The 21,333-nt window shown below is 45.8% G+C and carries 20 protein-coding genes; 18 read left to right on the forward strand and 2 right to left on the reverse strand.

Translation table 11 applies throughout. From position 1 onward, the window contains the following. Window positions 1-22 precede the first annotated feature (22 nt). The 17 genes from flhF to WA381_RS02510 all read left to right on the forward strand — a co-directional run bounded on the left by flhF (window position 23) and on the right by WA381_RS02510 (window position 18,501). The gene (gene flhF, locus WA381_RS02430) at window positions 23-1,432 is read left to right on the forward strand and encodes a flagellar biosynthesis protein FlhF (protein ID WP_156086069.1); all 1,410 of its coding nucleotides are present in this window, start codon (window positions 23-25) and stop codon (window positions 1,430-1,432) included. Between the two features lie 5 nt (window positions 1,433-1,437). Beyond that, window positions 1,438-2,304 carry a MinD/ParA family protein gene (locus tag WA381_RS02435; protein ID WP_014948648.1) on the forward strand — a complete coding sequence of 289 codons (867 nt, stop codon included), beginning with the start codon at window positions 1,438-1,440 and terminating at the stop codon, window positions 2,302-2,304. Beyond that, a complete protein-coding gene (locus WA381_RS02440) occupies window positions 2,301-3,032 on the forward strand; it encodes an RNA polymerase sigma factor FliA (RefSeq protein WP_014948649.1) in 732 nt (243 codons plus the stop codon). Before WA381_RS02435 ends, WA381_RS02440 begins: the two co-directional genes overlap by 4 nt. A 36-nt stretch (window positions 3,033-3,068) precedes the next feature. Continuing rightward, window positions 3,069-3,452 carry a chemotaxis response regulator CheY gene (gene cheY, locus WA381_RS02445; protein WP_012517682.1) on the forward strand — a complete coding sequence of 128 codons (384 nt, stop codon included), beginning with the start codon at window positions 3,069-3,071 and terminating at the stop codon, window positions 3,450-3,452. A gap of 34 nt (window positions 3,453-3,486) precedes the next feature. Then, window positions 3,487-4,242, forward strand: coding sequence for a protein phosphatase CheZ (locus WA381_RS02450; RefSeq protein ID WP_014948650.1), 756 nt, complete (start codon window positions 3,487-3,489; stop codon window positions 4,240-4,242). 12 nt (window positions 4,243-4,254) lie between these two features. Beyond that, window positions 4,255-6,489 carry a chemotaxis protein CheA gene (locus tag WA381_RS02455; RefSeq protein WP_039224875.1) on the forward strand — a complete coding sequence of 745 codons (2,235 nt, stop codon included), beginning with the start codon at window positions 4,255-4,257 and terminating at the stop codon, window positions 6,487-6,489. A gap of 28 nt (window positions 6,490-6,517) precedes the next feature. Continuing rightward, entirely contained in the window at window positions 6,518-7,648 is a 1,131-nt protein-coding gene (locus WA381_RS02460) for a protein-glutamate methylesterase/protein-glutamine glutaminase (RefSeq protein WP_156086070.1), read from the forward strand. A gap of 28 nt (window positions 7,649-7,676) precedes the next feature. Next, window positions 7,677-8,441 carry a ParA family protein gene (locus tag WA381_RS02465; protein WP_014948652.1) on the forward strand — a complete coding sequence of 255 codons (765 nt, stop codon included), beginning with the start codon at window positions 7,677-7,679 and terminating at the stop codon, window positions 8,439-8,441. A gap of 7 nt (window positions 8,442-8,448) precedes the next feature. Beyond that, entirely contained in the window at window positions 8,449-9,255 is an 807-nt protein-coding gene (locus tag WA381_RS02470) for a chemotaxis protein CheW (RefSeq protein WP_014948653.1), read from the forward strand. A 17-nt stretch (window positions 9,256-9,272) separates the two neighbouring features. Then, entirely contained in the window at window positions 9,273-9,764 is a 492-nt protein-coding gene (locus WA381_RS02475) for a chemotaxis protein CheW (RefSeq protein ID WP_014948654.1), read from the forward strand. 59 nt (window positions 9,765-9,823) lie between these two features. Beyond that, a complete protein-coding gene (locus WA381_RS02480) occupies window positions 9,824-10,258 on the forward strand; it encodes a DUF2802 domain-containing protein (protein ID WP_014948655.1) in 435 nt (144 codons plus the stop codon). 111 nt (window positions 10,259-10,369) lie between these two features. Further along, a complete protein-coding gene (gene metA, locus WA381_RS02485; protein ID WP_039224879.1) occupies window positions 10,370-11,308 on the forward strand; it encodes a homoserine O-acetyltransferase MetA in 939 nt (312 codons plus the stop codon). Between the two features lie 3 nt (window positions 11,309-11,311). Continuing rightward, window positions 11,312-12,379 (forward strand): homocysteine S-methyltransferase family protein, encoded by a 1,068-nt coding sequence (locus WA381_RS02490; RefSeq protein ID WP_156086071.1) that lies wholly within the window; start codon window positions 11,312-11,314, stop codon window positions 12,377-12,379. Window positions 12,380-12,388: 9 nt separating this feature from the next. Continuing rightward, window positions 12,389-15,013 (forward strand): methionine synthase, encoded by a 2,625-nt coding sequence (gene metH, locus WA381_RS02495; protein ID WP_156086072.1) that lies wholly within the window; start codon window positions 12,389-12,391, stop codon window positions 15,011-15,013. Window positions 15,014-15,036: 23 nt separating this feature from the next. Continuing rightward, window positions 15,037-15,627, forward strand: coding sequence for a DUF938 domain-containing protein (locus WA381_RS02500; RefSeq protein WP_156086073.1), 591 nt, complete (start codon window positions 15,037-15,039; stop codon window positions 15,625-15,627). Between the two features lie 79 nt (window positions 15,628-15,706). Then, a complete protein-coding gene (gene ppnP / locus WA381_RS02505) occupies window positions 15,707-15,991 on the forward strand; it encodes a pyrimidine/purine nucleoside phosphorylase (RefSeq protein WP_014948660.1) in 285 nt (94 codons plus the stop codon). 488 nt (window positions 15,992-16,479) lie between these two features. Next, complete coding sequence (locus WA381_RS02510) at window positions 16,480-18,501, forward strand: methyl-accepting chemotaxis protein (RefSeq protein ID WP_156086074.1); 2,022 nt, start codon at window positions 16,480-16,482, stop codon at window positions 18,499-18,501. 135 nt (window positions 18,502-18,636) lie between these two features. Here the strand turns inward: WA381_RS02510 and WA381_RS02515 are convergent, their stop codons facing one another. Both WA381_RS02515 and WA381_RS02520 read right to left on the reverse strand, forming a co-directional pair. Continuing rightward, window positions 18,637-19,524, reverse strand: a complete 888-nt coding sequence (locus tag WA381_RS02515; RefSeq protein ID WP_156086075.1) for a LysR family transcriptional regulator — start codon at window positions 19,522-19,524, stop codon at window positions 18,637-18,639. A 17-nt stretch (window positions 19,525-19,541) separates the two neighbouring features. After that, window positions 19,542-20,510 carry a hydrogen peroxide-inducible genes activator gene (locus tag WA381_RS02520; protein ID WP_014948663.1) on the reverse strand — a complete coding sequence of 323 codons (969 nt, stop codon included), beginning with the start codon at window positions 20,508-20,510 and terminating at the stop codon, window positions 19,542-19,544. Between the two features lie 158 nt (window positions 20,511-20,668). Between WA381_RS02520 and WA381_RS02525 the strand changes: the two genes are divergently transcribed. Then, window positions 20,669-21,322, forward strand: a complete 654-nt coding sequence (locus tag WA381_RS02525) for a carbonic anhydrase (RefSeq protein ID WP_014948664.1) — start codon at window positions 20,669-20,671, stop codon at window positions 21,320-21,322. The last annotated feature ends 11 nt before the right edge of the window (window positions 21,323-21,333 follow it).

Here is a 21,333-nt window from a genome sequence, read left to right on the forward strand (position 1 = left end):
CTGGGTGATTGGAGAGGTTGCAATGAAAATTAGACGTTTCTTCGGCAAAGATATGCGTGAGGCGTTAAGCCAAGTTAAAGCTGAATTGGGCAGTGACGCTGTGATCATGTCAAATCGCAAAGTCGCTGACGGTATTGAGCTTGTCGCAGCCTACGACAAAGAACCTGAAGCGAAGTTGTTTACGCCGAAAGCGTCTCCACAAGCCGCTGCAAAAACACCTGGCCAAAAGGCAGTGCCTAGCTTGAGCGAAATCATTGGTGACGACGGTCCTGATAGCCTTAAAGCACTGCTAGAAAAGCAGCACGGTGGAAATAATGGCGTAGCGAGTCCCGCGCAACCTAACCAACCAATGACAGCAAATGCTAAGCACGCCAATGAAATTGCTTCGCACTTAGACTTCTCAGAAGCCTTTATTGACGACGTAGAAGCCCAGCAGTCTTCTCATGAACCAGTTCGTCAGAACGCTTTCCCAGAGCATCAAGCGTCGAGTATGGATGATACCGCTGTGACGCAGTCAGCGGAGCTTGCGCAAATCAAGGAAGAGCTAGCGTCTCTTCGCGATGTATTGCAATATCAAGTGGCCGACTTGATGGAAGCTAAGAACAAACGTCAAAAACCTGTTCATCAATATCTAATCACCCGTTTAACCGATATGGGGTTAAGCAACGCGTTAGCGAAACAGCTTATTAGCTATACGCCGTCACATTACAACGAACGAGATGCATGGGTATATCTTCTTAACCTATTGGCTAATCGCATAAATGTGACAGGAAACGATATACTTAGCGCACAAGGTGCTGTTGCATTAGTAGGACCAACAGGTACTGGTAAAACAACTACCGTTGCGAAACTTGCTGCCCGCTATGCGCAGAAATACGGTTCAGAGTCGGTTGCGATGATTACCATCGATACGTATAGAATTGCCGCCTATGAGCAGCTAGCGACATACGGAAAGATTATTGGCTGCACGGTGAGAAAAGCGCAGACTAGTGAAGAACTTGCGGATTTATTATTCCAACTTCGTCATAAGCGACTAGTATTGATTGATACGGCTGGATTTAGTCAAAGAGACAGTCGATTAATTAAACAAATTAAGCAGTTTGATAACGGACAAATGCCAAATGTTAAAAAATATTTGGTAGCGCAAGCAAATACGCAATATCCTGCTTTGCAGAGAATCATTCAAGCGTATGATGATATTGAACTAAGTGGCTGTATTTTCACAAAGTTAGATGAGTGCTACTCTTTAGGAGAGGTGCTTAGTGCAGCGGTTGAATTCCAATTACCGGTTAGTTATGTCACCGATGGTCAAAAAGTACCTGAAGACATTAAGATTGCAGAAGCGAAATCTTTGGTTTCCGCTGCTGCAAAGCTTTATAAAAAGTACGGTTTGAATCATACTAGTGGTAACAACGCAATTAAAACAGCATAAGCAGTATGATTGACGACCAAGCGAGTAGCTTAAGAAAAATGAAGCAATCACGGTTAATCAAAGTAATCGCCGTCACCGGTGGCAAAGGTGGCGTAGGTAAAACAAACATTACATTGAACACCGCTATCGCCATGGCGAAGCAAGGTAAACGTGTAATGGTTCTCGATGCGGACCTCGGTCTTGCTAACGTAGACGTTATGTTAGGTTTGCGTGTTGAGAAAAACTTATCCCACGTGCTTTCCGGCGAATGTACACTTGATGAAGTATTAGTGACCGGTCCGCACGGAATAAAGATTGCCCCTGCCACATCAGGCACGCAGTCGATGGCAGAATTGTCGCCAACGCAACACGCTGGCCTAATTCGTGCCTTTAGTGAGCTTCGCTCGCAAATTGACGTGCTAATCGTTGATACAGCGGCAGGTATTTCAGACATGGTGTTGAGCTTTTCAAAAGCCTCACAAGACATCATGGTCGTTGTGTGTGACGAGCCTACTTCATTGACAGATGCGTATGCATTGATAAAAATTCTGAATAGAGAGCACGGTGTTTTCCGCTTCAAAGTTGTGGCTAATATGGTGCGCGACGTGCGAGAAGGCCAAGAGCTATTTAGTAAATTAAGCAAAGTGACAGGGCGTTTTTTAGATGTTGCACTAGAATTAGTGGCGACAGTACCGTTTGACGAGAACATTCGTAAAGCAGTGCGTAAACAAACAGCCATTGTCGATGCTTACCCAGGTTCACCGGCAGCCGTTGCAATAACACAGTTGGCGAGTAAAGCCTTAACATGGCCTATTCCAGCGCAGCCAGGTGGCCATTTAGAGTTCTTTATTGAACAGTTAGTTGCAGAAAAAGCCGTAGGAAGTCAGCGTTGAACAGCAAGGCAGCCGCTTATCAACAACAAACCGATAAAGCGCAGTTAGTCGAAAGACATGCGCCATTGGTTAAGCGTATAGCGCATCACTTGATAGCGCGATTGCCGGCTAGTGTTCTCGTAGACGATTTAATTCAATCAGGCATGATTGGATTATTAGAAGCCGCACGAAACTTTGATGGTTCAAAAGGAGCCAGCTTTGAAACGTTTGCCGGTATTCGCATTCGCGGTGCTATGCTAGATGAAATTCGCAAAGGGGATTGGACACCGCGTTCAGTCCACCGAAATGGCCGAGCGATCACTGAAGCAATTTCGCAAGTAGAAAGCGAAACAGGCCGCGATGCTAGAGATTCTGATATTGCTGATAAGCTTAATGTAAGCTTGCAGGACTATCACCAAATGCTTAATGAAGTAAATGCCGGAAAGCTGGTAGGTATTGAAGATTTAGGTGTGTCAGAAGATGTTATTTCGACAGAGCAAAATCGAGGTAGCGACGCACCACTGGAAGATTTGATGCAAGGCGCTTTCCAAAAAGCGCTTGCCCATGCAATTACGACATTACCTGAAAGAGAAGCGATTGTACTTTCGCTGTATTATGATGAAGAGCTGAACCTAAGAGAAATTGGTGAGGTTCTTGATGTAAGTGAATCGAGAGTCAGTCAAATTCACAGTCAGGCCATGTTAAAACTCAAATCACGAATGAAGTCGTGGCAAGCTGACGAAGAATAGAAATTAATAACAATTAACCCCTCACTGGAGGCTATTTTGGACAAAAGCATGAAAATTCTCGTGGTCGATGATTTTTCTACCATGAGACGTATCATCAAAAACCTACTTAAAGATTTGGGTTTTTCCAACATCCAGGAAGCGGATGACGGAAGTACTGCATTGCCTATGTTGCAGCAAGGTGATTTCGATTTCGTAGTTACCGATTGGAACATGCCTGGAATGCAGGGTATTGACTTGCTTCGCGCGATTAGAGCCGATGACAAGCTCAAGCACCTACCAGTACTTATGGTTACTGCTGAAGCGAAGAAAGAGCAAATTGTTGCCGCCGCGCAAGCAGGTGTTAATGGCTACGTTGTTAAGCCGTTCACTGCAGCAACACTTAAAGAAAAATTAGATAAAATATTCGAACGTTTAGGTTGATCCAGACGCTCACCAGAGAAATGAGGTTTACTGGATGTCAACGAATGTAAACGTTCCAATTTCGTTGGAAGAAGCAAAACAGCTTGTCACCTACCTTGAAGAGGGTGACAACGCTTCAGCCAATGCCCTATTAGAAGCGGCCTCAATGAAAGAAAACGTTGAGTTATTTGCCGAAGTAGGGAAACTGACGCGTCAGCTCCATGACGCGCTGAATAATTTCCAAATAGACGACCGCATTAAAAATCTCGCGACCGATGATATTCCCGATGCACAATCCCGCCTAACCTACGTAATTGAAGAAACTGAAAAAGCTGCTAATACTACAATGGATGCCGTTGAAGCGAGCATGCCTATAGCTGAAATGCTGTCGGCGCGCATCGAAAAGGTTATGCCTGAGTGGAAGAAGCTGATGAATCGCCAAATAGAGTTGGGTGAATTCAAGGCTTTATGCGCAGACTTAGACGAATTGTTGGAAGAAGGTTCGGCACAGTCAGCTAAACTTACACAGTTACTTACAGAAGTATTGATGGCTCAAGGTTATCAAGACTTAACTGGTCAGGTTATTCGCCGCGTTATCGACTTGGTTAAAGAAGTGGAAGACAGCTTAGTTAACATGCTTACCATGTTTGGTGAACGCGACGGTGCAGAACAAACTAAACCATCTAGCGTTAAGGCCGATAAGGTTGATGGTGTAGAGGCAGAAGGCCCTATCATTGATGCCGATAAGCGCGACGACGTCGTGTCAGGCCAAGATGATGTAGATGATCTTCTGTCTAGCTTAGGTTTTTAGGGGAGCGGGCGCATGTCGTTTGATGTTGACGAGGATATATTACAGGACTTTCTAGTTGAGGCTGGAGAGATACTTGAACAATTACAAGAACAGCTCGTTGATCTTGAGAACAATCCTGAAGATGCGGATTTGCTGAATGCAATTTTCCGTGGTTATCACACAGTTAAAGGGGGAGCAGGGTTCCTGTCTCTTACCGAGTTAGTAGAAATTTGTCACGGTGCGGAAAACGTCTTTGACGTAATGCGTAACGGTCAACGAACACTAACCCCTGAACTGATGGATATTATTCTGCAAGCCACAGATGTGGTGGTTGAAATGTTTGAACGAGTGAAAGCTCGGGATCCATTAGAGCCAGCAGATGCACACCTAGTAGACTTGTTACACAAACTAAGTCGCCCGGAATCTCCAGATGAGAATATTTTTGGTGAACAAAGCGCGCCGGCGTCAGAACCTGAACCCGCGATTGAAGAGCCAGAATTAGTTGTTGAAGAGCCTACTGCACAGGCCCCAAGTTCTGGTGATAGCGGCGGTATTGACGAAATCACTGAAGATGAGTTTGAAGCGCTGCTTGATGAGCTTCATGGCTCTGGGGCACCAGGACAGTCCTCAGCGGCTAAAAGCGAACCTGCAAAGGCTGCTGCACCTGCTGCCGCTAGTGATAACGACGATATCACCGACGAAGAATTTGAAGCGCTGCTCGATGATTTACATGGCAAAGGCAAGTTTGGTGGTGAAGAAGCTGCGCCAAAGGCAAATACACCAGCTCCAGCACCAGTTACGCCGAGTGCAGCTGGTGATGAAGAAATCACCGATGACGAATTTGAAGCACTGCTTGACCAACTACATGGCTCAGGGCAAGGGCCTACCAAGCAGGGAGCCGTTTCAAAGGCGCCAGAGCCTCCTGTAGATAAGGCAGCAACAGAAGCGGTTCAAAAAGCGAAACAAGCAGCGCCAGCTGCGCCAAAAGCGACGCCTGCTCCTAGCGCCGCAGCGCCAGCTAAAGCAAGCGCGCCTGCTGCACCAAAAGCAGCGCCTAAAAAAGATGAGAAGAAGGCGGCACCAGCTGCGCCCCCTGCTGAGACTACAGTACGTGTAGATACCAAGCGCCTTGACCAAATTATGAACATGGTGGGTGAACTCGTACTAGTGAGAAACAGGCTAATAAGCTTGGGTATCAACAGTAACGACGAAAGCATGTCCAAAGCCATTGCCAACTTAGATGTGGTAACGGGCGACTTGCAAGGTGCGGTAATGAAAACCCGCATGCAACCTATCAAGAAGGTGTTTGGTCGTTTCCCTCGCGTTGTTCGAGACCTCGCTAGAAGCTTGAAAAAAGAAATAACCCTTGAGCTTGTGGGTGAGGAAACTGATTTAGACAAAAACCTGGTTGAAGCACTGGCCGATCCACTTGTGCATTTGGTGAGAAACTCCGTCGACCATGGTATTGAAATGCCTGATGACCGTGCTGCAGCGGGTAAGCCGCGCATGGGTACGGTTCAGCTATCGGCATCTCAAGAAGGCGATCATATTCTTCTAACCATCGAAGATGATGGTAAAGGAATGGATCCTGAAAAGCTTAAAGAAATTGCTATTAGTCGCGGTGTACTAGACGCAGACGCAGCTGCACGTATGTCGGATGTTGAAGCGTTTAACTTGATATTCGCGCCAGGGTTCTCAACCAAAACAGAAATTAGTGATATTTCTGGTCGCGGTGTGGGCATGGACGTGGTTAAGACCAAAATTAACCAACTTAACGGCACCGTGAACATTGATTCACAGCTAGGAAAAGGCACGCGACTGGATATCAAAGTTCCGCTAACGCTAGCCATTCTTCCGACGCTAATGATTGTTGTAGGAAAACAAACCTTTGCGTTACCATTAGGTGCGGTGAACGAAATAATAAATATGGACATCAAAAAGACCAACACGGTCGATGGCCAGCTAACAATGATAGTTCGTTCAAAAGCAATTCCGTTGTTCTTCCTTGGTGAATGGTTGATTCGAGGTCCCAAAAACATCGATAGAGAAAAGGGACACGTTGTTGTAGTGCAAATTGGTACACAACAAGTAGGATTCGTAGTAGACGCGCTAATAGGCCAAGAAGAAGTGGTTATTAAACCTCTTGATGCATTATTGCAAGGCACGCCTGGTATGGCGGGAGCCACGATTACATCAGACGGTGGAATTGCACTAATTTTAGATATTCCGAGCCTGCTAAAACGGTATGCGCGTAAACCCATCAAGTAAGGCGATGAATTAACAGGAATAATAATCCATGGTCTTTAAAGTCCTTGTCGTGGACGACTCGACTTTTTATCGTCGTCGAGTAAAAGAAATACTCGATGGCGATAGGGAACTTGAAGTTGTTGGGGAAGCGAGAAATGGGCGCGATGCACTTGAAAAAGCAGAAGCGCTTAAGCCGGATGTGATAACGATGGATGTTGAAATGCCTGTCATGGACGGCATTTCAGCTGTAAAGGCCATAATGGACAAACGGCCTACACCTATTCTTATGTTTTCTTCGCTTACGCATCATGGTGCGCAAGCGACATTAGATGCGTTAGAAGCGGGCGCGCTCGATTTCTTACCTAAGAAATTTGAAGATATCGCGCAGGACAGAAAAGACGCATCGCGCTTGTTGTGTACAAAAGTACGCTTAATCGCGCGTCGTGGTATTGGTCTTAAGCGTCCGTCGTTTCGCTCTACAGAGGCAAGAAAGCTTCCTGATAATGCGCCAAAGCAGGCGTTCTTTAAAACATCAGGGTTGCTATCAGGGCATAAAGACGCAGCCAAACAACCAACCGTTTCGTCTGTAAGAGCGACGGGAAAGCACTACAAGTGTTTGGCAATTGGGGCTTCTACAGGCGGGCCTGTGGCGCTTCAAAAAGTGCTGTCTCCTTTACCTGCAGAGTTTCCTTACCCCATTTTGCTTGTACAACACATGCCTGGAACATTTACTACGGCATTTGCACAGCGTTTAGACACAAACTGTAAGATTAGAGTAAAAGAAGCCGAGCACGGTGACATTCTAAAACCAGGTCATGCGTATCTTGCTCCCGGTGGGAAGCAAATGTTGCTAGAAACCATAGGTGCGAATAAACGCATTGCCATTGTTGACGCAAATGCGAGTGACAAGGTGAATTATAAGCCCAGTGTTGATCTCACTTTCAGTTCTCTGGCTAAAGCTTATGGTGGGGATGTATTAGGAATTATATTAACGGGTATGGGGGCTGACGGCAGAGAAGGATGCCAAATGCTCAAGGAAAAAGGCGCAACGATTTGGGCTCAAGACCAAGATTCCTGTGTTGTGTATGGTATGCCTCAAGCTGTCGCCGTTGCCAATATATCCAGTAAAAATATAAATATTGATGATATGAGCAGTTGCGTTCAAACCGAAATGCGATAGCAGTTTGAACAGTAATGGAACAGCAAATATGAAAGTGTGGACAGTAGCGAATCAGAAAGGTGGTGTAGGAAAGACTACCACTACGGTGAGCCTTGGCGGCTTGCTTGCACAGCAAGGCAAGCGAGTGCTCATGATTGATACTGATCCACATGCATCGCTGAGTTATTACTTCGGTATCGATGCAGAAGCGTCGAGTCATTCAGTTTACGATATTTTTATTAAGTCTAATGACATAACGGCCGATAATGTTATGGATTGTCTGTGCCCGACAAAGTTAGACAACTTATATGTGCTTCCTGCAACAATGGCGCTCGCGACCTTAGATAGAACGATGGGTAGCGAACAAGGTATGGGCCTAGTCCTAAAAAAAGCGTTGGCAAAAATCGCAGGGGAATTCGATGTTGCTATCATCGATTGCCCTCCAGTGCTTGGGGTGCTGATGGTTAACGCTCTTGCAGCGTGTGACAAGGTTATCGTGCCTACCCAAACGGAATATCTGGCGCTTAAAGGGCTAGACAGAATGATTCGTACCATGGAAATCATGGGACGTTCGTTGGACAAATCCTTTGATACTGTGATTATTCCAACTATGTTTGATAAGCGCACTAACGCGGCGCTTGCATCGCGAAAGCGCTTAATGAATGACTATGGTGAGCGCGTGTGGGAAGGGGTTATTCCCGTCGACACGCACTTCAGGGATGCAAGTTTAGTACAGCTTCCCATTTCCGCAGCGTACCCCAAAACACGTGGTGTGTCTGCGTACGAGAAACTATTAGCGGTATTGGAGAAATAACGAGAACATGAGCAAGCAATCGCCTTTTGCCCGTGAAGAAGTGATGGAGGCATACCTTGATAGTCTCCTCAAAGAGCCAGAAGCACCGGAAGATGTGACTGCGCGCACGGCAAAATTGCTCGAACAGGCTTCTCAGCAGATGGCTGAAACGGCGCTTGCTTCTACCGCCAATGAAAGTGAGCCGCAATCGAATGAACAAGAAGCGATAGCGGAAAAGGTTACATCGTTAATTGAAACGCAAAAAGCAGAGACAATTGAAGATGAACAGCAACAGTCTCACGCAGAAACTTTAGTAGAAAATGAACAAGAAGCTGCGTTAAACCGCGCTGAAAAAACAAAAGTTCCACTAAAGGATACTCTCGGTTTTCGCTTTCAGGCGCTATTCTTTGAGGTTGCAGGGTTAACACTTGCGGTGCCTTTGACGTCGCTAGGTGGGATCCACCAAATTGAGAAGATTGGCCCTTTATTTGGAAAACCTGATTGGTTTATGGGTGTAATGTTGCACAGAGAGTCTAAACTAAGTGTTGTTGACTCTGCAAAATGGGTAATGCCAGAAAAATATGACGAAAACCTCGCACAATCGCTTAACTACCGATATCTTATAATGTTAGGGGAAAGTGCGTGGGGTCTGGCTAGTGAAAAGCTAGTCAATACGGTCAATTTGACTACCGATGATGTTAAATGGCGCGAGTCCACAGGTAAGCGTCCCTGGTTAGCAGGGATGGTTAAAGAAAAAATGTGCGCGTTAATTGACGTTGAAGAATTAATATCTATGCTTAACAAAGGCTTAGGCAGTAACGACCAGACGCCATAGTATTGGGAGCCAGGTTCATGAGCGACGAAAGAATAAATAATAACGCCACCGACAGCAACGACGAAGTCCTTCAATGGGTAACGTATCGCTTAGGTGAAGAAACTTACGGTATCAACGTGATGCAAGTTCAAGAGGTCTTGCGTTATACCGAAATAGCCCCTGTACCCGGTGCACCTGACTATGTACTTGGTATTATCAATCTGCGTGGTAACGTAGTAACGGTTATTGATACACGTGCTCGTTTCGGATTACCGCCAACAGAAATTACTGACAATACCCGTATCGTTATTATTGAGTCTGACGAGCAGGTGGTTGGTATTCTGGTGGATAGTGTCGCTGAGGTGGTTTACTTGAAATCTTCAGAGATTGACAGTGCCCCTAACGTAGGTACTGAAGAAAGTGCTAAGTTTATCCAAGGTGTAAGTAACCGCGACGGCGAACTGCTTATTCTTGTAGATCTTAATAAATTGTTAAGCGACGAAGAGTGGGATGAGCTTAGCAACATCTAAATAAATGAATAGGCGGTATTGATTATAATACTGCCTACATTTCCCCAAGGGTTATGTCCATGGATTGGCAGCTTGCTGCACCTACCTTATTAGAACTCATACTGTGTATTCTTGTAGTTATACTCATCGCCGCGATGGGTGTGCTGTATTCACACATTAAGCAGTTGCGTTCTGCATTAAGCGAAAGCGAACATGCTAACGCAGAGGCTATTGCCCGCACTGAAGCCCTTGCTAAAAATGCAAATAATCAACAAACTGAGGCGCAAGCACGCACCTTGGTGATCACTCGACACCTTCAAGAGTTAGACGAAAAGCAAACTGATATTGAAAACCAGCTTCGAGAACTCAAGCTTCAAGATCCTTCCCTACGCCTATATCAGCGTGCGGCGGACTTAGTCAAGCAAGGCGCTAGCATTGATGAAATTATTGAAGCCTGCGACATTCCTCGTGCCGAAGCTGAGATGTTGGTAATGGTGCATAAACAAAATAATTAGTATTTTTGAACACCAGAGAAAAAAACGTTTAGACGTCTAGACGTAAAGATGTTGACATATCGCCAGTTATAGACACAATACAGATATTGTAATTTATCACTGGAGCCCTCTATGCCAATTCGTATTCCTGAGCAGTTACCCGCGCAGAATGTACTACTAGGTGAAAATATTTTTACCATGGACATGGACAGGGCTGCCAATCAGGATATTCGTCCTCTTGAAGTCGGTATTCTTAATTTAATGCCGAACAAGATAGAAACAGAGGTACAGTTACTCCGCCTGTTATCGAACACGCCACTGCAAATAAACGTGGATTTAATTCGAATTGATAATCAAGCGCCGAAGAATACCCCCCAATCGCACATGGATGCTTTCTATCACGACTTTTCAGCGGTAGCGAATAAGAAATACGATGGCCTCATTGTCACCGGTGCGCCTCTCGCGCTTATCGATTATGAGGAAGTAAAGTACTGGGAAACCATGACCACCATATTGGAGTGGGCGCAGCGTCACGTGAACTCGACCCTTTACTTATGTTGGGCTGCTCACGCCGCCATGTATCACTTTTACGGCATTACACGAGAGCTTAGAGACGAAAAGTTTTCAGGTGTCTTTAAACATAAAGTGAATGACCCGAACAATGAGCTATTAAGAGGCTTTGATCCTTCTTTTTACGCACCACATTCCCGTTATGGACATATTAACACCTCGTTGTATAACAGCGTCGATGGACTTAGTGTTGTTGCAGAGTCTGACGATGTAGGCGCCTATATTGTGGCGTCAGAAGATAAGCGCATGGTATTTGTAACGGGTCACCCGGAATACGATCCAGATACACTTAAAGACGAGTATTTTCGAGATATTGCCGCGGGACAAACGCCAGTAATTCCAAAAAACTATTTTGAAGGGGATGATCCAGCCAAGTCTCCTATTGTACAGTGGCGCTCACACGGCAGCCTATTGTTTACAAACTGGCTGAATTATTATGTCTATCAGACCACGCCTTACGATTTAAGTCAGCTTGCTGAAAAGTCACAGCCAAAGAGGTAGCACGTGAGCCAAAGACCAAATTCTAGCGCGCAAGCAACGCTTACAGAAGCCGCTAAAGAGCGCATCCTTATATTAGATGGTGCCATGGGCACCATGATCCAGCGCCATAAGTTAGAAGAAGAAGATTATCGCGGAACACAGTTTGCCGACTGGCACTGCGATGTTAAGGGTAACAACGATTTGTTGGTTCTTACCCAGCCCGATATCATCTATCAAATTCACTGTGATTACTTTGAAGCTGGCGCGGACATTATTGAAACGAATACGTTTAATGCTACGACTATCGCTATGGCCGATTACGATATGCAGGCTCAATCCCGTGATATTAATTTAGCTGCAGCTAAATTGGCGCGTAAAGCTGCCGATGAGTTCACAGCAAAGACACCCGACAAACCCCGTTTCGTGGCGGGCGTACTTGGGCCAACAAACCGCACTGCTTCAATTTCGCCTGACGTTAACGACCCGGGCAAACGCAATGTTACTTTTGACGAACTCGTGGAAGCGTATAGCGAGTCTACCGAAGCGCTCATTGAAGGCGGTGCAGATTTAATCATGCTGGAAACCATCTTCGATACACTTAATGCGAAAGCGGCAGCCTATGCGGTAGAGTCGGTTTTTGAAAAGCTAGGTATATCGCTGCCCGTTATGGTGTCTGGCACGATTACCGATGCCTCAGGGCGCACGCTGTCTGGTCAAACCGCGGAAGCGTTTTATTATTCCATGCGACACATCAGCCCATTCTCATTCGGCTTAAACTGTGCTCTTGGGCCAGACTTACTGCGCCAATACGTAGATGAAGTTGCTACTGTTAGTGAGTGCTTAATTTCAGCGCACCCTAATGCTGGTTTACCCAACGAGTTTGGTGAATACGACATGGAAGGCCCTGAAATGGCCGAGCACATCAAAGAATGGGCGCAGTCAGGGCTAGTGAATATCGTAGGTGGCTGCTGCGGCAGTACGCCAGAACACATTCGCGAAATTGCTAACGCGGTCAATGGAATTGCGCCAAGAAAAGTGCCACAGTTTGAACCCAAAATGCGTTTGTCAGGCCTAGAGCCGTTTGTACACTAGGAGGGCATTATGAGCGCAGAATTTTCCACATTTATTAATATCGGTGAGCGCACCAACGTAACAGGCTCCGCTCGCTTTAAACGACTTATTCTTGAAGGCGATTATGAAACCGCACTTGATGTCGCAAGACAGCAGGTAGAGAACGGCGCGCAGATCATCGATATCAATATGGATGAGGCCATGCTTGATTCTAAGCAGGCCATGATCACCTTTTTGAACCTCATCGCCTCTGAGCCTGATATTAGCCGAGTTCCCATTATGATTGACTCGTCTAAATGGGATGTTATCGAAGCAGGGCTTAAGTGCGTGCAGGGCAAAGCGATTGTTAACTCTATCAGCTTAAAAGAAGGGGAAGCGCTCTTCTTAAACCAAGCCAAGCTAATAAAACGCTATGGTGCAGCAACCGTAGTGATGGCGTTTGACGAAACTGGTCAGGCTGACACGCAGGCTCGAAAAGTAGAAATTTGTCAGCGTAGCTACAAGCTGCTGACAGAAGAAGTCGGCTTTCCACCTGAAGATATTATTTTTGACCCTAACATTTTCGCAGTAGCGACGGGTATTGAAGAGCACGATAACTACGCGGTTGATTTTATTGAAGCTACCCGTGAGATACGTAAAACCTGCCCGTACTCTCATATTTCCGGCGGTCTTTCTAATATTTCATTCTCGTTCAGAGGTAACAATCCGGTTCGTGAAGCTATGCACTCGGTATTCCTATATCACGCTATTCGAGCGGGTATGGATATGGCTATTGTGAATGCAGGTCAGCTAGAGGTATATGACGAAATACCGGCTGAACTTCGAGATGCGGTTGAAGACGTGATTTTAAACCGCAGAAGTGATGCCACTGAACGCTTACTCGATATTGCACCGAACTATCAAGGCGATGGAAAGGCTGCCGCAAAAGAAGATTTATCCTGGCGCGAGCAAGAGGTTAATAAGCGTTTAGAGCACGCCCTAGTTAAAGGGATCACCGACTACATCATTGATGACACCGAAGAAGCGCGTCAGCAAGCTGAGCGTCCGTTACACGTTATCGAAGGGCCATTAATGGATGGCATGAACGTGGTAGGGGATTTATTCGGTGAAGGTAAGATGTTCCTTCCTCAGGTGGTAAAGTCGGCCCGTGTAATGAAAAAGGCGGTAGCCCATTTACAGCCATACATTGAAGAAGAAAAGTCAGACGACGCTAAAAGTAACGGCAAAATTCTATTAGCCACGGTAAAGGGCGATGTTCACGATATCGGTAAAAATATTGTTGGCGTGGTACTTCAGTGTAATAACTTTGAAGTGATTGATCTTGGCGTAATGGTGCCAGCGGCGACAATCTTACAAACCGCTAAAGATGAAAACGTTGATATGATAGGCCTGTCGGGCCTTATTACACCTTCACTAGATGAAATGGTTCACGTTGCCAAAGAAATGGAGCGTCAGGGCTTTGATATCCCGCTGCTTATTGGCGGGGCCACTACGTCTAAAGCGCACACTGCGGTAAAAATTGAACAAAACTACCATGCGCCTGTAGCCTATGTTCCAAATGCTAGTAGAGCAGTAGGCGTATGTCAGCGCCTTCTAAACAAAACGTCCCGCGAGATTTACGCGCAGGAATTGGCAAAAGAATACGATACGGTACGTGAACAGCACGCCCGTAAAAAGCCGCGCAGCAAGCCGGTGACATTAGCTCAAGCCAGAGAAAACGCTTTTAAGCCAGATTTTACGACTTTACCAGTAAAGCCTGCGAACCTGGGTGTAACACCGGTAACCGCCGATTTGGCTACGCTGCGCAACTACATTGATTGGACGCCATTTTTCTTAACCTGGTCTTTGGCAGGCAAGTACCCACGTATACTTGAAGATGAGGTGGTGGGAGAGCAGGCACAGTCATTGTTTAACGACGCCAACGCCATGCTGGATAAAATTACCGAAGAGAACAGCCTTCAGGCGAAAGGCGTTATCGGCTTGTTTCCTGCCAACCGCGTTAATGACGATGTCGAAATTTATACCGATGAGTCGAGAAACCAGATTCAAGGTGTTGCCCATCACTTGCGTCAGCAAACCCTAAAAGACAAATTCGCTAATTATTGTTTAGCAGACTTTGTAGCTGAAAAGTCGAGTGGCATAAATGATTATGTGGGCGCTTTTGCCGTCACCGGCGGTATAGGTGAAGACGAGCTTGCTGATAGCTATATTCAGACTGGCGATGACTATAACGGCATTATGGTTAAAGCGGTGGCAGACAGGCTTGCCGAAGCGTTTGCGGAATATCTGCACGAGCAAGTGCGTAAGCATTACTGGGGTTACGCCGCTGACGAATCACTAAGTAACGAAGAACTTATTCGCGAAAAATACCAAGGCATTCGACCGGCACCAGGCTACGCCGCGTGTCCCGAGCATACTGAAAAGCAGCTTATTTGGGATTTGTTGTCAGCAGAGCAGCATACAGGTATGAAGCTTACGGAAAGTTACGCCATGTGGCCGGGGGCGTCAGTATCGGGTTGGTATTTTGCTCACCCTGATGCCAAATACTTTGCTGTCGCCAAAATTCAAGCCGACCAAGTAGAAGATTACGCCACACGTAAAGGCTGGACCTTAGAAGAGGCTGAAAAGTGGTTGGGTCCAAACTTAAGTGATTAATGCTGATTAGGCAGGTAACGTGTATGCAAATCGAAAAGCCTTTTAGTCAGGCTTGTGAGAACAACAAGCGCGCCATTTTGAGCGTGCTTGAACGTAAATTTGCCAATTGCCGACAGGTATTAGAGATAGGGAGTGGAACAGGTCAGCACGCCGTATTTTTGGCTGAGCATTTGCCCCATCTTATTTGGCACACAAGCGACCAACCACACTATCACGAAGGCATTGCCGCGTGGCTGAATGATTCAAATACGGGGAATGTGAAACCTCCCATTGCATTCACCGTTGGGCAAGATGACTTTCCCAATCTCGACATAGACGGCATTTTTACAGCAAACACCGCGCATATCATGCAAAAAGAAGAGGCGAAGCTACTCATGGAATCAGTAGCGTTGCACTTACCCAAAGGGGGCGTATTCTGTCAGTATGGCCCTTTTACACATAGTGGTAAGTTTACTTCTGAAAGTAACCAAGCCTTCCATACTTCGCTTTTAGCGCGTGGTTATGGTGGCTACCGCGATATCAATGAGCTTACTGCTTGGGCAGGCGAGTTAAGCTTGCAAGAAATAATCGACATGCCCGCCAACAACCATATGCTTATTTGGCAAAAACGCTAAAGAAGTATCAAGGCTGCAGCACTTTGCTTTAAAAACAGTTAAAGCAAAGAAAGTCAGCACTCACATCAAAGGAGTAACTATGAGCTTTAAAGTAAACCATTATTTCGACAATAAAGTGAGCTCGATTGGGTTTGAATCTGCAAACGGCCCCTGCACCTCGGGCGTGATGTCGCCGGGTGAATATACATTTTCTACCTCTCAAAAAGAGCTGATGAAAGTGGTTGAAGGTGAGCTAGTTGTGAAGCTTCCGGGAAGTGACGAATGGCAATCTTTTGCTACAGGCACCAGCTTTAATGTGCCTGCCGATGCATCTTTTGACGTAAAAGTGTCTACGCCTACCGCTTATCTTTGCTTTTACAGCTAATTTTTAAAAGCGTTTAATTCACTCTGTATTTAAACTTTCGTAGAATTGACTTTCAGAGGTTGTAAAATTTCTCTGTATATCTCAAAGTATTAGAAGCGCAAGTGAGCTCGGCTCACTTGCGCTTTTATACTAATAAAACTAAACCTAAAATGTGTGCGAATTATCAGGGCCTGTTGACCTTTAATGTACGAATTTTGGTCTAAATGGAAGCCTTTTAATCGCGAAACAGTCCTGCAAGCCTAGTGGGCTAAGTTAAAGGGCTGTGACAAAGAGTAAAAGGCTTCCATAACGACCCCTTCGGGCAGCGCCTTTGTGCCATCTATACTGCGTTGAGTGTTTTCGACTTAGAACCACGAAACCGTCAAACATCCGCCTTGTCTAGATGGCACAAAGACCGCTGCAAAAATGTACAACAAAGGTCAACAGGCCCTAGTGCTGGAATACACTTTTCACACGTTGTGGCGTTTAGTAAACAATGAGAAGTACAAATGAAATCCATATCACTCCAAAAGAAGTTTATGCTTATCGTTGGCGGTAGCATAGCTCTGATGTTACTTATCACGGCCGTTTTTCTAGTCAATACCGTTGCAGACAACACCCGAAGCCGCGTTGAAAAAGAAGTTAAATCCCTAGTTGCGCGTGAAGCAAATGATGTCGAAGGTTTCTTCGCAACCTATGGCGGCGTTGCTAGAGCATTCCTAAGTAGTCCTTTTCTACAAGATTTTTTTACGCGCCATAACACGCGAGGGGCGCCCGAAAGCCAACTGACTCAATCCAAAGATATCTATGCCACATTTGAGGGCATCAGCAGTCAAGATCCCATTATTAAATCGGCGTTCTTTGGTTCTGCTAAGACGGGTGAATACTTCTACGAAGAGGGCCGAGTCGGCGTCGACACTTCGGGTCCTGATGCTGGCAATCCTAACGCCGGTTACTTTGCAACTAAGCGTCCGTGGTTTACTACTGCCGTTGAAAAAGGGAAGCTATATGTAACGCCTCCTGCTGTCGATTCCCAAGATGGAAGCGTATCTGCAGTAGTACAAACCCCGATATACAAAAATGGAGCGTTACTAGGCGTTGGCGGTGTCGATATTCTTATTAGCACGGTGGGTAAGGTCATAGATGCCATTCGTTATGAAGAACAAGGCACGGCGTTTTTACTCGATGAAAACCAAAACATTGTTTACTTTCCAAAACAGAGCAAAGCGTTGCCACTAAGCTCCTCTATTCGCAACTTTGGCAGCGTGTTTGATAGCACTGAAGGGTTTGGCAAGTTGGCAAGTAATATAGCGGCTAATGAATCTGGTATTGTGCACGTAACCTGGAAGGGGGAAGACTATGTTGCGGTTTTTGAGCACGCTCAGTTAACTAACCCACAAATGAATTGGTCGCTGGGCATTCTTATCCCTGCAAGCATCATTGATAGCCCTATAAATAATGCAATTACTACGGCAATTATCGTCGCCTTTGTGATTATTGGATTAATAGCGCTTATTACTTATTTTGCGAGTGCTAAAGTCACTCAGCCTTTGGTCGAAATGCGCAACGCAATGGCGGAAATAGCGCATGGCGACGGCGACTTAACCAAGCGTCTGGAAGTTAAGAGTAACGACGAAATCGGTGCGCTTGCCATAGAGTTTAATACCTTTACCGATAAACTAAGATCATTGCTAAAAGATACTGCCGCTAACACTAAGGCTGTTTCTGATGCAGCGGATCACCTTCGAGATGTGAGTCACGCCACTAGCAAGGAAATTAACCAAGAGCGTAGTCAGGTGGACAATGTGTCTACGGCAGTGACGCAGATGGCTGCTACCGTCGTTGAAATTTCAAAAAATGCGGCACAGTCCAGTGACGCTGCGACTAAAGCAGATGAATTGGTACAAGCCGGCAGTGAGCAAGTGCAAGATGCCATGAGGGAAATTCGCGCGCTGGCTGACGCCATCAGTCAGGGTGTTGAAGTTGTAGGCGGATTGAGCAAAGAGTCAGACAGCATCGGTGCTGTAGTCGATGTAATTAACAGCATAGCTGAACAAACTAATTTACTGGCATTAAACGCAGCCATTGAAGCGGCGAGAGCCGGTGAACAGGGGCGCGGCTTTGCCGTTGTTGCAGATGAAGTTCGCTCATTAGCAAGTCGTACACAAGAATCGACGACTGATATACGAAAAATGGTAGAGCGATTGCAGGCGATGTCTGAGCAGACCAACAGTGTTATGCAGGAAGGACAAACCCGTTCTCAATCTGGTGTCGATAAAACAGAGAAAGTGGTCGAAACGCTTAAAGACATTACCCAGTCTATAGGTTTGGTTCACGAGCAAAGTACTCACATAGCACTTGCGACCGAGCAGCAAACGGAGGTGGCGCAAGATATTAATAAGTCGCTCGTAGCTATCACTGGTTTAAGTGATAAAACTAGTCAGCATGCAGAAGAGTTAGCTGTGGAAGCTACGCAGTTAAGTGCCGTTTCTGGTGACTTAAAAGAATTGGTGGGGCAGTTTAAAATTTAGCGCCATTCATACCGTTAACCGCACATAATGCGCAATAGTCTTTAATTAGAGCGTTGTCGCTTGCCAACATTGTTGGCAAGCGAGTTGTTTTATTCCTTAGTTTGACATAAGTTTCCGAAATAAAGTTTGGAAAACCTATGGCTTGTGCGTTTGCGAAAGGGCAATGAAATCATCTACAAACCCCAATACGTCCTGCGCTTTTCTATGACCCAAGTACAGCGTTTTTGATACGCCTTGTTCACCAAGCGACCGACAAGTCAGGAGATCGCTTTCTTTTGATTCATCAATTAACCATTTAGGTAGCGCAGTAACACCACGTCCCGCTGCTACCATTTGTAAGATGATCTCTGTGGTTTCAATCGTTTTATGTTGCCTCACTGTGCAATTGGCAGGAGTAAGAAAATGCGTGAATACGTCCAGTCGACTGAGTTCTACGGGGTAGGTGATAAGGGTCTCATTGCTTAAGTCTTTCGGTGTAATAAATGGTTTCTCTGCCAAAGGGTGGTGCTTATCCATTACCAACACTTGTTCATATTCGAACACTGGCGTGTAGGTAATGGTTTCAAGTGAAAGAGGGTCTGGCGTGAGCAATATATCAATATCGTACCCGTGAAGCGCTTGTAAACCGCCAAAAGAGAACGCGCGGCGTACATCTACATCAACATCTGGAAAGGCTTTCAAAAAAGGCGCCACTACCTTCAGCAACCATTCAAAACACGGGTAGCACTCCATCCCAATACGTAATATGCCCTGTTTACCATCGGCGAATCTGCGTAATTGGGCTTCAGTATGCTCAAACTGGGGTAAAACTCGGTGAGCTAAGCCCAATACACTCTGACCCGCCTGAGTCAGCGTGAGTCTTCTGCCGTCTTTTTTCCAAAGCGGTACGTCAAAATGGGCTTCCAACTTTTTCATTGCGTGACTTAACGCTGACTGGGTTAGAAAAAGCGATTTTGCCGCTTCTGTCATCGTGCCTTCAGCATCTATCGCTCTTACTATTCGTAAATGTTGTCTATCAATCATAATAAATTACAACCAGTTTAACGTTTTTGAAGAGGGCTTGGGGCAGCACTGACTATAGTCACGGCGTCCGACAGGCGAGTTTCAATTATCTCTTTTATGATAATTGATATTTCTCTAAAGGTCTTTCGTCCAGGCGCAGTGTTTCTCCACGCTAATGAGTGCTGACGCTCAATAGGCATATCGGCAATCTCACACACGTGTAACGCTTCAGGCTTGTGCAACTCAGAATGAATATAAAGCCCTGGTAGGAAGGCTACACCCATGCCCATTACTACCATTTGACGCAAAGTATCGAGGCTGGTGCCCTCATAATCACGCTGTAAATCTGCCCCAATCTCATCGCAAATGCGCTGCACTTGATGATGAAAGTGATGTCGGTCTTCGAGTGTTAACACTTTCTCGCCGCTTATTTCTTCTGGCTTGACATAGGCTTTTCCTGACAATTTGTGATCAGAAGGCGTGACGAATTTTAAAGGCTCTTTGAAGAGTGGTTGCGTGATCAATTGAGAGTTTTCGCCCGAAAGTGGGGAAAGTATTAGGTCATATTCACCACGCAGTAGACCGTGTTGCAATGCGTTAGGGGCGCCTTCTCGAACATAGAAGCGCAAGCCGGGCTTCCGTTTGTGCAGATCTGGTAGCACAAAGGGAAGTAAATAAGGCCCTAGTGTTGGCGGTATCCCTAACCGGTAGGTTACAACTTCGCCCTCGGACAAGTCTCGTGCAATTTCGCTGAACCGTTGAGAGGCCTGCAGCACCTCTTCCGCTGCATCAAGCAAGGCTTTACCTTGGGGAGATAACAGCGTTCCCGTGCGTGATCGTTCAAAAAGCGTTAGCCCTAAGAGGTTTTCTAGCGCACTGATCTGACTGGTCAGAGTAGGCTGACTAATTCCCAGTATTCCCGCTGCTTGCCTGAAGCTTAGGTATTTAGCCACTGCAACAAAATAGCGGATTTGGTTAATTGACGGGGTCTTTCCGTTGAATTGCATGGTGAAAATGGCTCTCTCTTACTATGCTTATGGGTAGTGTTACGTAAGCAGTGATAGTATTTAGCTATCGCGAGTTAGTATATTAAACTATTAATCTATCAGGTGAAACTGGCGTAATTACATAATCATTACAATTATTAAAAAATTGGGAGTTATATATGGATCACGTTATCTCAGGTGTTGCCAAATTCCAGAAAGAAGTTTACCCAAACAAAAAAGCTACGTTTCAAAAACTAGCTACTGGGCAGAACCCTGAAGTGCTTTTCATTACGTGCTCTGATTCACGTATCGACCCGAACTTAGTAACACAAACTGATCCGGGTGAGCTATTTATCTGCCGTAATGCGGGCAACATCGTACCTCCTCACAGCAACCAAACTGGTGGCATGACAGCGTCTATTGAGTTTGCAGTTGCTGCACTGGGCGTTTCTCACATTGTTATTTGTGGCCATACTGACTGTGGTGCAATGAAAGGCGCCATCAACCCTGAAGGCTTAAGTGCGCTTCCGCATGTAAAAGAGTGGCTAGGTCATTGCCGTGTTGCAACTGAAGTTGTTAAAGAGCGCTGTGGCCATTCAGACCTTTCTATTGACGATCTAGAAGCGGTAACGAAAGAGAACGTTGTTCAGCAAATTCAGCACCTTCGCACTCACCCTGCTGTTGCTGCAAAAATTGCAACAGGTCAGGTTAAACTTCACGGATGGGTTTATAACATTGGTTCAGGTGAAGTGCTTTACTACAACACTGAGTCTGGTGAATTTGATGTAATGGACGAGTCTACTGCCGAAGCACAACTTGCTCGCGGTGAATAAGGTCTATAACT

This window comes from Alteromonas sp. CH_MED4-4, assembly GCF_037029575.1.
Lineage (GTDB): Bacteria > Pseudomonadota > Gammaproteobacteria > Enterobacterales > Alteromonadaceae > Alteromonas > Alteromonas macleodii.

Bases quoted from the DNA above. Each gene is read 5' to 3' on its own strand.
- flhF (WP_156086069.1), top strand. From the start codon at position 23: ATGAAAATTAGACGTTTCTTCGGCAAAGATATGCGTGAGGCGTTAAGC.
- WA381_RS02435 (WP_014948648.1), top strand. From the start codon at position 1,438: ATGATTGACGACCAAGCGAGTAGCTTAAGAAAAATGAAGCAATCACGG.
- WA381_RS02450 (WP_014948650.1), top strand. From the start codon at position 3,487: ATGTCAACGAATGTAAACGTTCCAATTTCGTTGGAAGAAGCAAAACAG.
- WA381_RS02455 (WP_039224875.1), top strand. From the start codon at position 4,255: ATGTCGTTTGATGTTGACGAGGATATATTACAGGACTTTCTAGTTGAG.
- WA381_RS02460 (WP_156086070.1), top strand. From the start codon at position 6,518: ATGGTCTTTAAAGTCCTTGTCGTGGACGACTCGACTTTTTATCGTCGT.
- WA381_RS02465 (WP_014948652.1), top strand. From the start codon at position 7,677: ATGAAAGTGTGGACAGTAGCGAATCAGAAAGGTGGTGTAGGAAAGACT.
- WA381_RS02470 (WP_014948653.1), top strand. From the start codon at position 8,449: ATGAGCAAGCAATCGCCTTTTGCCCGTGAAGAAGTGATGGAGGCATAC.
- WA381_RS02475 (WP_014948654.1), top strand. From the start codon at position 9,273: ATGAGCGACGAAAGAATAAATAATAACGCCACCGACAGCAACGACGAA.
- WA381_RS02480 (WP_014948655.1), top strand. From the start codon at position 9,824: ATGGATTGGCAGCTTGCTGCACCTACCTTATTAGAACTCATACTGTGT.
- metA (WP_039224879.1), top strand. From the start codon at position 10,370: ATGCCAATTCGTATTCCTGAGCAGTTACCCGCGCAGAATGTACTACTA.
- metH (WP_156086072.1), top strand. From the start codon at position 12,389: ATGAGCGCAGAATTTTCCACATTTATTAATATCGGTGAGCGCACCAAC.
- WA381_RS02500 (WP_156086073.1), top strand. From the start codon at position 15,037: ATGCAAATCGAAAAGCCTTTTAGTCAGGCTTGTGAGAACAACAAGCGC.
- ppnP (WP_014948660.1), top strand. From the start codon at position 15,707: ATGAGCTTTAAAGTAAACCATTATTTCGACAATAAAGTGAGCTCGATT.
- WA381_RS02510 (WP_156086074.1), top strand. From the start codon at position 16,480: ATGAAATCCATATCACTCCAAAAGAAGTTTATGCTTATCGTTGGCGGT.
- WA381_RS02515 (WP_156086075.1), bottom strand. From the start codon at position 19,524: ATGATTGATAGACAACATTTACGAATAGTAAGAGCGATAGATGCTGAA.
- WA381_RS02520 (WP_014948663.1), bottom strand. From the start codon at position 20,510: ATGCAATTCAACGGAAAGACCCCGTCAATTAACCAAATCCGCTATTTT.
- WA381_RS02525 (WP_014948664.1), top strand. From the start codon at position 20,669: ATGGATCACGTTATCTCAGGTGTTGCCAAATTCCAGAAAGAAGTTTAC.